At 40.1% G+C, this 12938-nt stretch carries 12 protein-coding genes, 1 rRNA gene and 1 riboswitch; all 13 genes read left to right on the forward strand.

The window, feature by feature from the left end:
- A 5S ribosomal RNA gene (gene rrf, locus ACOZBY_RS18820) occupies positions 1-94 on the forward strand; the annotation flags it as partial.
- A gap of 576 nt (positions 95-670) precedes the next feature.
- Complete coding sequence (locus ACOZBY_RS18825; protein ID WP_012292006.1) at positions 671-865, forward strand: NETI motif-containing protein; 195 nt, start codon at positions 671-673, stop codon at positions 863-865.
- A gap of 93 nt (positions 866-958) precedes the next feature.
- A riboswitch (purine riboswitch) is annotated at positions 959-1057 on the forward strand.
- Positions 1058-1264: 207 nt separating this feature from the next.
- Positions 1265-1753, forward strand: a complete 489-nt coding sequence (gene purE / locus ACOZBY_RS18830; protein WP_012292008.1) for a 5-(carboxyamino)imidazole ribonucleotide mutase — start codon at positions 1265-1267, stop codon at positions 1751-1753.
- Positions 1750-2874, forward strand: a complete 1125-nt coding sequence (gene purK / locus ACOZBY_RS18835; RefSeq protein WP_012292009.1) for a 5-(carboxyamino)imidazole ribonucleotide synthase — start codon at positions 1750-1752, stop codon at positions 2872-2874. Before purE ends, purK begins: the two co-directional genes overlap by 4 nt.
- A 13-nt stretch (positions 2875-2887) precedes the next feature.
- Entirely contained in the window at positions 2888-4183 is a 1296-nt protein-coding gene (purB, locus tag ACOZBY_RS18840; RefSeq protein WP_012292010.1) for an adenylosuccinate lyase, read from the forward strand.
- Between the two features lie 129 nt (positions 4184-4312).
- Complete coding sequence (gene purC / locus ACOZBY_RS18845; RefSeq protein ID WP_012292011.1) at positions 4313-5023, forward strand: phosphoribosylaminoimidazolesuccinocarboxamide synthase; 711 nt, start codon at positions 4313-4315, stop codon at positions 5021-5023.
- A 2-nt stretch (positions 5024-5025) separates the two neighbouring features.
- Positions 5026-5274: a phosphoribosylformylglycinamidine synthase subunit PurS gene (purS, locus tag ACOZBY_RS18850; RefSeq protein WP_012292012.1), complete on the forward strand. Its 249-nt coding sequence runs from the start codon at positions 5026-5028 to the stop codon at positions 5272-5274.
- 2 nt (positions 5275-5276) lie between these two features.
- A complete protein-coding gene (gene purQ, locus ACOZBY_RS18855) occupies positions 5277-5960 on the forward strand; it encodes a phosphoribosylformylglycinamidine synthase subunit PurQ (protein ID WP_012292013.1) in 684 nt (227 codons plus the stop codon).
- On the forward strand, positions 5947-8181 hold the full coding sequence (gene purL, locus ACOZBY_RS18860) for a phosphoribosylformylglycinamidine synthase subunit PurL (protein ID WP_289449800.1): 2235 nt from the start codon (positions 5947-5949) through the stop codon (positions 8179-8181). Before purQ ends, purL begins: the two co-directional genes overlap by 14 nt.
- Positions 8157-9581, forward strand: coding sequence for an amidophosphoribosyltransferase (purF, locus tag ACOZBY_RS18865; RefSeq protein WP_031416793.1), 1425 nt, complete (start codon positions 8157-8159; stop codon positions 9579-9581). Before purL ends, purF begins: the two co-directional genes overlap by 25 nt.
- A gap of 93 nt (positions 9582-9674) precedes the next feature.
- A complete protein-coding gene (gene purM, locus ACOZBY_RS18870; protein ID WP_012292016.1) occupies positions 9675-10730 on the forward strand; it encodes a phosphoribosylformylglycinamidine cyclo-ligase in 1056 nt (351 codons plus the stop codon).
- Positions 10730-11299: a phosphoribosylglycinamide formyltransferase gene (purN, locus tag ACOZBY_RS18875; protein ID WP_012292017.1), complete on the forward strand. Its 570-nt coding sequence runs from the start codon at positions 10730-10732 to the stop codon at positions 11297-11299. The genes purM and purN overlap by 1 nt, the downstream gene beginning before the upstream one ends.
- A gap of 105 nt (positions 11300-11404) precedes the next feature.
- Positions 11405-12931, forward strand: coding sequence for a bifunctional phosphoribosylaminoimidazolecarboxamide formyltransferase/IMP cyclohydrolase (purH, locus tag ACOZBY_RS18880; protein ID WP_012292018.1), 1527 nt, complete (start codon positions 11405-11407; stop codon positions 12929-12931).
- Positions 12932-12938: the final 7 nt, after the last annotated feature.

The raw sequence follows: 12938 nt of genomic DNA on the forward strand, positions 1-12938 counted from the left end.
TCACACCCGTTCCCATACCGAACACGGAAGTTAAGCTCTTTAGCGCCGATGGTAGTTGGGGGCTTCCCCCTGTGAGAGTAGGACGTCGCTAGGCACTTAAAAAGTCATGGATATATTCCATGGCTTTTTTTATTTTATAAAATAAAAAGTAGTGGTATAATTCACTAAATGTTAAATTTATACTGATGTAAAGATAATTAAAATAGACAGCACTTCCTACTTATCTTGAATGGAATGATGGAGGAATGAAAATGAAGCGTAATATGTTTTCGACTCTTTCGATTCTGTGCCTACTCCTAACATTCTTAATGTTTGGATATGATTCTACAAAATGGTATGGGAGTTTTTTTAAATTCCTCTCTGACCTGAGTATATTTACGCCATTTATACTAGGAGGAATAGGTATGGTTAGTACCTTTTTAGGTATTAAAGAATATCGTTTCATTCTTGTTGTCCTTCATTCATTCTTGTTGCTACTAATATTAGGCATCTATATAAAAGCTTTATATGGATTTTACTGAACTTGCAAGTAAAACTGCGGATATATATCTGCAGTTTTTTATATTTAACAAACAATTAATTAGTTCTTACACACTTCCTAAGGCAACTCAAGGTATAATGAAGTAACAAGTGCTAGGAAATAAATTATGTTATTGAAAGGGAGAAAAAGTTGGGAAAGAAGCAAATTTGGTATGAAGTACAAGAAAACGAATCCATTGAAGAATGTTTAGAAAGAATGCGAAACGATGGGTACATGGCAATTGGACGAAAAGAAGAGCCACTTTTTCATTTAGTCGATGGTGAACCAACATTATTACGTCAAAAAATTCAATTTAAAGCTATACTTACTCAAGATATGGAATGATTTTGACTAAAATCCGAACGTTTTTTTTAGGTTATAAAAAAATGTTCGCATTTTTGCATTGACGATAATACGATCCCTTGTTAAAATATGATAAGGAAAAACAAATAAATCCCACATATATGCTAGAGGATTGGCTCTAGTGTCTCTACCCGGCACCGTAAATGCTGGACTATGCGGGAAAGCACTTTTGGCTTTTATGAGAAGATCCATGTACAAAATTGTATATGGACAAATTCTTGCCCTTATAAGTCCTCAAGTAAGCTGCTTTCACGCGTAAAGGTAGAGAGTAGTTTATTTGGGGATTTTCTTTGTAAAAAGGTAAAAATTGCAGAGCTATTTTATATAGAGGCTTGCACAATAATTGATCATTTTTCTATCGTTTAAAAGGAGCGACAATTTATGAATCCGAAAATCGGTGTCATTATGGGTAGTTCAAGTGACTGGGAAACAATGAAACATGCATGTGATATTTTAGACGAATTACAAGTACCGTACGAAAAGAAGGTTGTATCTGCACATCGAACACCAGATTTAATGTTTGAATATGCGGAAGCAGCACGCAAACGGGGAATACAAGTAATTATAGCTGGGGCAGGCGGAGCTGCACATTTACCTGGAATGGTAGCAGCTAAAACAACTTTACCTGTCATCGGTGTACCAGTTCAATCACGTGCACTGAATGGGCTTGATTCACTGCTATCCATCGTTCAAATGCCTGGTGGTGTGCCTGTAGCAACTGTAGCTATTGGGAAAGCGGGAGCAACAAACGCAGGTTTACTAGCAGCTCAGATTTTGTCAACGACAGATGCAGAACTTGCTGACAAGTTAGATGCTCGACGTGAAGCTACAAAGCAGCAAGTTTTAGAAAGCACAGGTGACTTAGTGTGACAAAAATTATTTATCCTGGACAAACGATAGGTATTATAGGCGGGGGGCAGCTTGGTCGAATGATGGCTCTTGCTGCAAAGGAGTCTGGTTTTAAAATTGCTGTACTGGAACCGGCAATGGACTCACCTTGTGGGCAGGTGGCAGATGTTCGTATTGTAGCTCCCTATGATGATGAAGCTGCTTTAGAAGAACTTGCAGAAGTCAGTGATGTCATCACATATGAATTCGAAAATATTGATTATGAAGGCTTAAAGCGTTTATCACAAATGGCTTATGTTCCTCAGGGAGCTGAATTGGTACGCATTACACAAAACCGCATAACCGAAAAGGACGCGATTGTGAGAGCTGGTTGCCCAGTAGCACCATATATTGTTGCAAAAACTTATGAAGAATTAGTAGCCAATATTGATTCGATTGGTTATCCTTGTATAGTCAAAACAGCAAGAGGTGGTTATGATGGCAAGGGACAGCAGCTGTTAACATCAACTGAAGATCTTCCGTTAGCGAAAGAACTCTTTATGCATTCTCCATGTATTGCTGAAGGATTCGTACCCTTCGTAAAAGAGGTATCAGTCATTGTTCAAAGAAATGGTAGTGGTGAATCGTATTGCCAGCCAGTTGGAGAGAACATTCATGTTCATCATATTCTGCACGAAACAATTGTGCCTGCTCGCATAACAGAAAGCACAGCCCAGGCTGCCGAACGAGAAGCTTTAAAAATTGCAGATTACTTACATTTAGTAGGAACGTTAGCGGTAGAAATGTTTGTGCTAGAAGATGGTGGCATTGTGATTAATGAATTAGCACCAAGACCTCATAATTCAGGGCACTATTCAATAGAAGCGTGTAATGTTTCACAATTCCATCAGCATATACGAGCTGTTTGTGGTTGGCCATTACGTAAGCCAGAGCTTTGGGCACCATCCATTATGATCAATGTATTAGGGCAGCATGTCGTGCCATTGAGTAACTCCATTGCTAAATATCCTGAATGGTCTATCCATCTTTATGGGAAAGCTGAGGCTAAGGTTAACCGTAAGATGGGCCATGTAACGATTATGACAAAAAACTTAGAAGAAACATTACAACAAATCGAGAGTTCTGGCATTTGGTCAGAATAGAAGGAGATACGCAATGATTGAACGTTACACAAGACCCGAAATGGGCGCAATTTGGACAGAACAAAATAAATATCAAGCTTGGCTAGAGGTAGAAATCCTAGCTTGTGAGGCGTGGGCTGAAATCGGCGATATTCCAAAAGAGGATGTTGCTAAAATTCGTGAGAATGCTTCATTCGATGTGAACCGTATTTTAGAAATTGAACAAGAGACTCGTCATGACGTAGTAGCCTTTACACGTGCCGTTTCAGAAACCCTTGGTGAAGAGCGTAAATGGGTACATTATGGTTTAACTTCTACAGACGTAGTAGACACAGCACTTTCTTATTTAATCAAACAAGCAAATGATATTTTACGTAAAGATATCGTGAATTTCATTGATATTATTGCTGTTAAGGCAAAAGAACATAAACATACAGTGATGATGGGCCGTACTCATGGTGTTCATGCAGAGCCAACAACTTTTGGTTTAAAGCTGGGTTTATGGTATGAGGAAATGAAGCGTAACTTGGAACGTTTTGAAGCAGCAGCTAAAGTAATTGAAACTGGAAAAATGTCTGGCGCCGTTGGAACATATGCCAATATTGATCCTCGTGTTGAGCAATATGTTTGTGATCAACTAGGTCTAGCTGCATCACCGATTTCAACACAAACCTTACAGCGTGATCGTCATGCACAATATTTAGGTGCATTAGCTTTAATCGCTACTTCCATTGAAAAATTCGCAACAGAAATTCGTGGTTTACAGAAATCTGAGACACGCGAAGTGGAAGAAGCTTTTGCTAAAGGTCAAAAAGGATCTTCAGCAATGCCACATAAACGTAATCCAATCGGCTCTGAAAACATGGTTGGGATGTCTCGTTTAATGCGCGGATACATGGTGACTGCTTATGAAAATGTCGCTTTATGGCATGAACGTGATATTTCTCATTCTTCTGCAGAGCGTGTTATTTTACCGGATGCAACGATTACTCTTAACTATATGTTAAATCGCTTCGGTAATATTGTGAAAAACTTAACAGTATTCCCTGAAAACATGAAACGTAATATGACTCGTACATTCGGTCTTATTTACTCTCAGCGCATTTTGTTAGCATTAATTGATAAAGGATTAGTACGTGAGGAAGCTTATGATACTGTACAGCCTTTAGCTATGCAGGCATGGGACGAGCAGGTACAGTTCCGCACATTAGTGGATGCAAGTGAAAAAATCACATCTTATTTAACAAAAGAAGAGCTGGACGAGTGCTTTGATTATAACTACCACTTACAGCATGTTGATATGATTTTTGAACGTCTAGGACTTAACTAATATTTATTTCGCCAATACAAAATAAATGTTAGAGCCACCAGTAAATGCTTCAGAATTGAATCGTGGAGAACACGGTTCGATTCTGATCATTCATAAAAGCGTATCTCATAATATCAGGGGGAAAAACGAATGACTAAAGGTCAACTTTTGTATGAAGGTAAAGCAAAAAAATTGTATACAACTGAGGAGCCGAATGTGCTGCTTGTGGAGTACAAGGATAGTGCGACTGCATTCAATGGTGAAAAGAAAGAAGAAATAGAAGGTAAGGGCATTTTAAATAATCGCATTACTTCATTAATTTTCGAAAAATTACAAGGAAACGGAATTGCGTCACATTTCGTAAAACAATTATCTGATACGCAACAACTTGTAAGAAAAGTAGATATTATTCCGATTGAAGTAGTCGTTCGTAATATAGTTGCAGGAAGTTTAGCAAAGCGTATTGGTCTTGAAGAGGGGACACCTTTAAAACGACCAATCGTCGAGTTTTACTATAAGGACGATGAGTTAGGTGATCCATTCATCACGACAGAGCATATAGATGTTCTTGAGCTTGCAACGTCTGCTGAAGTATCGGCTATTTACGATAAGGCACTAGCTATTAACAAAGTTCTACAGCCAATCTTTGCTGATGTCAATGTGACGCTAATTGATTTTAAATTAGAGTTTGGCCGTGATGCTGATGGTCATGTTTTATTGGCAGATGAAATTTCACCAGATACATGTCGACTTTGGGATGCAACAACGAAGCAAAAGTTAGACAAAGATGTTTTTCGTAGAGACCTTGGTAATTTAACTGAAGTTTATACTATTATACTTTCTAGACTCGGAGGCAAATAACAATGAAAAAAGTAAAAATCTATGTAACATTACGTGAGAGCATTCTTGATCCACAAGGCTCTGCAGTACAGGGTTCTTTAGCTAAAATGGGCTACGGTGAAGTAGAGGATTTACGTATCGGTAAATATCTTGAACTATCAATTAATGATACAGAGCGTGACATTGATACTCTAGTAAAAGAAATGTGTGAAAAGGTTTTAACGAATGTTGTCATTGAGGACTACCGTTATGAAGTCGAGGAGGCTAACTAATCATGAAATTCGCAGTACTCGTATTCCCTGGGTCAAACTGTGATATCGATATGTATCATGCGATTAAAGACGAGCTAGGTGAAGAAGTAGAATATGTATGGCATACAGCAACAGATCTAAGTGGCTTTGATGGTGTATTAGTACCTGGAGGATTTTCATATGGAGATTATCTTCGTTGTGGTGCAATGGCTAATCAATCTAACATTATGGCAGAAGTTAAGAAAGTAGCAGACGCAGGTAAGCCTGTACTAGGTGTATGTAATGGATTCCAAATCCTAACAGAGGCGGGATTATTGCCAGGTGCTTTATTACGCAATACAAACTTGAAATTTATGTGCCGTACAGTGCAGCTAAAAGTGGAGAACAACAATACATTATTCACAAACCAATACGAGCAAGGTCAAATTATTCATATCCCAATCGCACATGGTGAAGGGAATTACTACTGTGATGAGGAGACATTACAATCATTAAAAGATAATAATCAAATCGTATTCACATACTCAGGTGACAATCCAAACGGTTCTTTGGAAGATATCGCAGGGATTATAAACGAGCGCGGCAATGTATTAGGGATGATGCCCCACCCAGAACGAGCTGTTGATGCACTGGTGGGTGGCGCAGACGGTTTAGCAGTATTTAAATCAATTGTGAAGCAGTGGAGGGAAAATCATGTCAACAACTAAGTTTGAGCCAACAGCACAGCAAATTAAAGATGAAAAGCTATACGCTGGAATGGGGATGTCAGACGAAGAATTTGCATTGGTAGAAGGTATTTTAGAACGCCTACCTAATTGGACAGAGACAGGTCTTTTCTCAGTAATGTGGTCTGAACACTGCTCATACAAAAATTCAAAACCGGTATTACGTAAATTCCCTACAAAGGGGCCACAAGTTTTACAAGGACCTGGGGAAGGTGCAGGTATTGTTGATATCGGTGACGAACAAGCCGTAGTGTTTAAAATGGAATCTCATAACCACCCATCTGCAATTGAGCCATACCAAGGGGCTGCAACTGGTGTTGGCGGTATTATACGTGATGTTTTCTCTATGGGGGCACGTCCTATCGCAATGCTGAACTCATTACGCTTTGGTGAATTAAAATCAGCGCGCGGTAAATTTCTATTTGAAGAAGTCGTAGCTGGAATCGCTGGATATGGTAACTGTATCGGTATTCCTACAGTAGGTGGCGAGATTCAATTCGATCCTTGCTATGAAGGCAATCCACTTGTTAATGCGATGTGTGTAGGCTTAATTGATCATAAAGATATTCAACGAGGTATTGCAGCAGGTGTTGGAAATACAGTGATGTACGTGGGTGCGAAAACAGGGCGAGATGGAATTCATGGTGCGACATTTGCTTCTGAAGAATTAACGGAGGAATCAGAAAATCAACGTCCAGCGGTACAAGTAGGGGACCCATTCATGGAGAAGCTTTTACTTGAAGCCTGTTTAGAAGTTGTGAAATCGGATGCTCTAGTTGGTATTCAAGATATGGGCGCAGCTGGTCTTACTTCTTCTTCAGCAGAAATGGCTTCAAAAGCTGGCTCTGGTGTAGAAATGAATTTAGATTTAGTACCTCAACGTGAGACAGGTATGACAGCATACGAAATGATGCTATCTGAATCTCAAGAGCGTATGCTGCTAGTCGTGAAAAAGGGTCGCGAGGATGAAATTAAGGCTATTTTTGATAAATATGATTTAGATGCGGTAGCAATTGGTCGTGTAACAGATGATAAAATGCTTCGCCTTTTACACAATGGACAAATAGTGGCAGAAGTACCTGCGGATGCGTTAGCCGAGGATGCTCCAGTTTACCATAAGCCATCTGCTGAACCTGCTTACTATGCTCAGTTCCAAGCAATTGAAAATACAGAGCCAGTTGTAACAGATTATAAAGAAACGTTAAATGCTTTATTAAAAGCACCGACAATTGCTTCAAAAGAATGGGTTTACGATCAGTACGATTATCAGGTTCGTACGTCAACTGTTGTTAAACCAGGTTCAGATGCTGCAGTTATTCGTGTACGTGGTACAAATAAAGGTTTAGCAATGACAACAGACTGCAACTCTCGCTATATTTATTTAGATCCAGAAGTCGGTGGCGCTATTGCAGTGGCTGAAGCAGCTCGTAATATTGTTGCTACTGGTGGTACACCACTTGCAATTACAGACTGCTTAAATTTTGGTAATCCAGAGAAGCCAGAAATCTTCTGGCAAATTGAAAAATCTGCTGATGGTATTTCGGCAGCATGTACAGCATTGAATGCACCAGTAATTGGCGGTAACGTATCGCTTTATAATGAGCGCTCTGGTGAAGCCGTTTATCCAACACCGACAATTGGTATGGTAGGTCTAATCGAAGACTTAGCGCATGTTACAACACAGGAAGTAAAGGGCGCAGGAGATATCGTATTTGTCATTGGTGAAACAACGACTGAGTTCGGTGGTTCAGAGCTTCAAAAATTATTAAATAATGGCGTTATTTCTGGGAAAGCACCAGCTATCGATTTAGAGATAGAAGCAGCACGTCAGCAGGCTTTATTAAAGGCTATAAAAGCTGGTATTGTGCAGTCTGCGCATGATGTGGCTGAGGGTGGTCTTGCAGTGGCTATTGCAGAAAAAACTTTCAGTGCAAATGGTCTTGGTGTTGAGGTTACATTAACAGGTTCTGCTACAACTGCGTTATTCAGTGAAAGTCAATCACGATTTGTTGTTACTGTTAAAGAAGAACATGCAGCTACATTTGTCGAAATCATCAAAGATGCTCATAAAATTGGCGTCGTAACAAACGATGCACTTGTTAAAATCAACGGGGACAAAGGTGTGCTTGTAGAAGGTACAGTGGAGGAATTCCGTTCTAATTGGAAAGGAGCAATCCCATGCTTGCTGAACTCAGAGGCTTAAATGAAGAATGTGGGGTGTTTGGTATTTGGGGTAACCCAAATCCAGCACACCTTAGTTATTACGGGCTTCATGCTCTTCAACACCGTGGTCAAGAAGGCGCAGGTATCGTCGTTTCCGATGGTCAGCACCTTCGCGCGGTAAAAGGCGAAGGACTAGTTAATGATGTTTTCAACGAAGATAAATTAAAGGCAGTGAACGGCAAAGCAGCCATTGCCCATGTTCGTTATACAACTGCTGGTGGTGGCGGTATTGAAAATGTACAGCCATTACTATTTCATTCCTCAACTGGTAGCCTTTCTATTGCCCATAACGGTAACTTAGTCAATGCGACACATCTTAAACAGTATTTAGAGCGACAAGGTAGTATTTTCCACTCTAGCTCTGATACAGAAGTGCTGGCGCATCTTATTAAGAAAAGTTCGCATTCACCATTTCGGGCTAAAGTGAAAAATGCCCTTTCTTTATTAAAGGGTGCGTATTCTTGCTTAATTATGACAAAGGATGAAATGCTTGTTGCACGTGATCCACATGGTTTACGCCCGCTCTCTCTTGGTAAGCTAGGAGAAGGCTGGGTAGTAGCTTCTGAAACTTGTGCATTTGATTTAATAGGAGCGGAGTTCGTTCGTTCTGTAGAACCAGGTGAATTATTAATTATTAACGATGAGGGTGTAAAGTCAGACCGCTTTGCTGAGATGGAAAAGCGTTCTATGTGTGCGATGGAATATGTGTATCTAGCACGTCCTGATTCGGATATTGATGGTATTAATGTCCATATGGCACGTAAACGTATGGGGAAACAGCTTGCTCGTGAATGCGCGCATATTGAGGCTGATGTTGTAACGGGGGTACCGGATTCTAGTATTTCAGCTGCTATCGGTTTTGCAGAAGAAAGTGGTATTCCTTATGAACTTGGTCTGATTAAAAACCGTTATGTAGGGCGTACTTTTATTCAACCGACACAGGAATTACGAGAACGTGGTGTGAAAATGAAGCTTTCACCAGTTGTTCAAGTTGTCAAAGGTAAACGCGTAGTGATGGTAGACGATTCTATTGTACGTGGAACAACTTCACGTCGAATTGTCAAAATGTTAAAAGACGCTGGTGCAGCAGAGGTTCACGTGGTCATTTCGTCACCACCTATGACAAACCCTTGTTATTATGGCATCGATACGTCAACACATGAAGAACTTATTGCTTCCAGTCATAATGTGGATGAAATTCGTGAAGTAATTGGTGCAGATTCTCTGACATTCCTTTCTGTTGAAGGTATGGTTGAGACCATTGCACGTCCATATGAAGATGAAAACCGTGGACTATGCCTTGCATGCTTTACAGGTAAATATCCAACAGAGATTTTCCCGGATACCATCTTACCACATGAAAAAGAACTTTTACGTTAAAAAAACATCGCAGTGAATTAGTGTCTACTAGAAGGTTGAAAAATGAATTCTAGGATACTGGTAGGCGATTTAGATGATAAGGAGGAACTCTGCGTGTCAAAGGCATATGAACAAGCAGGAGTAAATATTGAAGCGGGCTATGAAGCTGTAAAACGAATGAAATCTCATGTTGAACGGACAAACCGTCTAGGTGTCATGGGAACGTTTGGTGGCTTTGGTGGTATGTTTGACTTGTCAGAACTAAATCTAAAAGAACCTGTTCTTATTTCAGGAACTGATGGTGTTGGGACAAAGCTAAAGCTAGCCTTTATGGTAGACAAGCACGATACAATTGGTGTGGATTGTGTAGCAATGTGCGTGAATGATATCGTTGCACAAGGAGCGGAGCCGCTATACTTTTTAGATTACGTAGCACTTGGAAAAGCAGAACCTGCAAAAATTGAGCAAATTGTTAAAGGTGTTGCGGATGGCTGTGTGCAATCAGGTGCAGCTCTAATTGGTGGCGAAACAGCAGAAATGCCAGGTCTATATGAAGAGGATGAATATGATTTAGCTGGCTTTGCAGTGGGGGCTTGTGAAAAGTCTGCCATTGTGACAGGAGAAAGAATTGTCGAGGGCGATGTACTTATTGGTATTGCTTCAAGTGGTGTGCATTCAAACGGTTATTCTTTAGTGCGTAAAATTGTCTTTGCAGATCGTCAATATGCGGTGGATGCCATTGTAGAAAATTATGAGGATTTAGGACCAATCGGCGAGGCGCTATTAGTGCCAACAAAGCTTTATGCTAAGCCTGTATTAGCGGCTTTAAAAGCAGCAGATGTACACGGCTGTGCCCACGTTACTGGTGGAGGTTTCTATGAAAATTTACCACGTATGATGCCTGAAGGATTAGCTACAGAAATTGACTTAGGTTCATGGCCAGTATTACGTATCTTTGAATTCCTAAAGGATAAAGGTCAGTTAGAAGATAAGGATTTATATAATGTGTTTAATATGGGGATAGGTTTTGTCATAGCTGCTCCAGCAGCAGAAGCCGATAAAGTGATGGCAGCAGTAGAAGCAAATGGTGAAAAGGCTTATACAATCGGTCGTGTTATTAAAGGCAATGGAGTAGTGTTTAATGGAACACATGATGGGAGTTTAGTGTAATGACTGCACCAACAAAAATTGCCGTGTTCGCATCAGGGAGCGGTAGTAATTTTCAAGCCATTCAAGAGGCTATTGAACGAAAGGAACTGCATGCAAAGATTGAGCTAGTAGTGACAGATAAGCCTGGTGCATATGTAGTGACACGTGCTGAACACTTGGGGATTCCTGTATTAGCCTTGAACCCAAAAGATTTTGCCTCGAAAGCAGCTTACGAGAAAGTAATTGTCGATGCACTACATGAGTGCGATGTGAAATGGATTGTGCTTGCGGGATATATGCGTTTAATCAGTGATGTATTATTGGCGGCCTTTCCGCAGCGAATTGTTAATATTCATCCTTCCTTATTGCCAGCCTTTCCTGGGAAGGATGCTATCGGACAAGCATTGAATCATGGGGTGAAAATAACGGGCGTAACGGTACATTTTGTTGATGAAGGAATGGATACTGGCCCAATTATCGCACAGGCTGCTGTATCTGTCATTGAAGGAAATCGGGAGGCAACAGAAGCTGCTATTCATAAGCAAGAGCATTTATTATATACAAAGGCTTTACAGCAATTATTACAATAACTGAAGGAGGAGTTAGGTCGAGAACCTTACTCAACACCTAACTCTATAAATCTATGACAGCAAGTTAGTTCGTGCAAGCACGATAAAAATTAGGAGGATATTGTTGTGACAAAACGTGCATTAATCAGTGTTTCCAATAAAGATGGTATTTTAGAATTTGCAAAGGAATTAGTAGCATTAGGTTATGAAATTTTATCAACAGGCGGTACTAAAAAAATGCTACAGGACAATGCAGTAGCTGTAACGGCAGTAGATGAAGTAACGAAGTTTCCTGAAATTTTAGATGGCCGTGTTAAAACTTTAAATCCAATGATTCACGGTGGTTTATTAGGGAAATTTGATGATGACTCTCATCAGGCACAAATGAATGAGCATGGAATTGAGCCAATAGAAATTGTTTGTGTCAATCTTTATCCATTCGTTGAAACAATTTCAAAGCCTAATGTAACATGGGATGATGCGATTGAGAACATAGATATCGGTGGTCCTACAATGTTACGATCTGCTGCAAAAAACCATCAATATGTAACAGTCATCGTAGACAGCAATGACTATGCAACAGTGTTAGAGGAACTAAAAGCTGGTGGTGCCACAACAATTGAGACACGTCGTAAATTGGCTGCAAAGGTTTTCCGTCACACAGCCGCCTATGATTCGTATATCTCGAATTATTTGACAGAAGAAGAGTTCCCAGAGAGCCTAACAATGACGTATGAATTAAAGCAGAACTTACGCTATGGTGAAAATCCTCACCAAAAAGCGGCATTTTACCAAAAACGTCTAGGGTCTGATTTCTCATTAGCTTATGCCACACAATTACATGGTAAAGAGTTATCCTATAACAACATTCAAGATGGGAATGCAGCTTTGCAAATCGTGAAAGAGTTTGAAATGCCAGCTGCAGTTGCTGTAAAGCATATGAATCCTTGTGGAGTTGGAACAGGTGTCACATTAGAGGAAGCATTTGATAAAGCGTATGAGGCAGATCCAACATCTATTTTTGGTGGAATTATCGCTCTTAATATGGAAGTGGATGCAGCAACTGCTGAGAAGCTAAGCCATATTTTCCTAGAAATTATTATTGCTCCTGCTTTTTCACAAGAGGCACTCGATATTTTAACGAAAAAGAAAAATATTCGCTTATTAACAATTCCATTCGAGCAAGCTAAGCAAGATCAATTTAATGTAGTATCTGTAGAGGGCGGTCTGCTTGTACAGGAACCAGATCGCTATGGTTTTGCCAATGCAGATATAAAGGTAGTAACAGATCGTGAACCAACAAAACAGGAATGGGAAGCATTGCAACTGGGTTGGTCTGTTGTGAAGCATGTTAAATCAAACGCGATCGTTGTAACGGATTCTCAAATGACACTTGGAGTAGGCGCTGGTCAAATGAACCGCGTTGGCGCTGCTAAAATTGCCTTTGAGCAGGCTGGTGAAAAAGCAAAGGGTGCTGCATTGGCATCAGATGCATTTTTCCCAATGAGTGATACTGTTGAGGCTGCAGCGGCAGCAGGTATTACAGCTATTATTCAACCAGGTGGATCTATTAAAGATCAAGATTCAATCGATAAAGCAAATGAATATGGTATTACGATGATATTTACAGGCGTACGCCATTTTAAACACTAATTAATAT

Source organism: Lysinibacillus sp. NPDC056220 (assembly GCF_049315265.1).
GTDB classification, from domain to species: Bacteria; Bacillota; Bacilli; order Bacillales_A; family Planococcaceae; genus Lysinibacillus; species Lysinibacillus pinottii.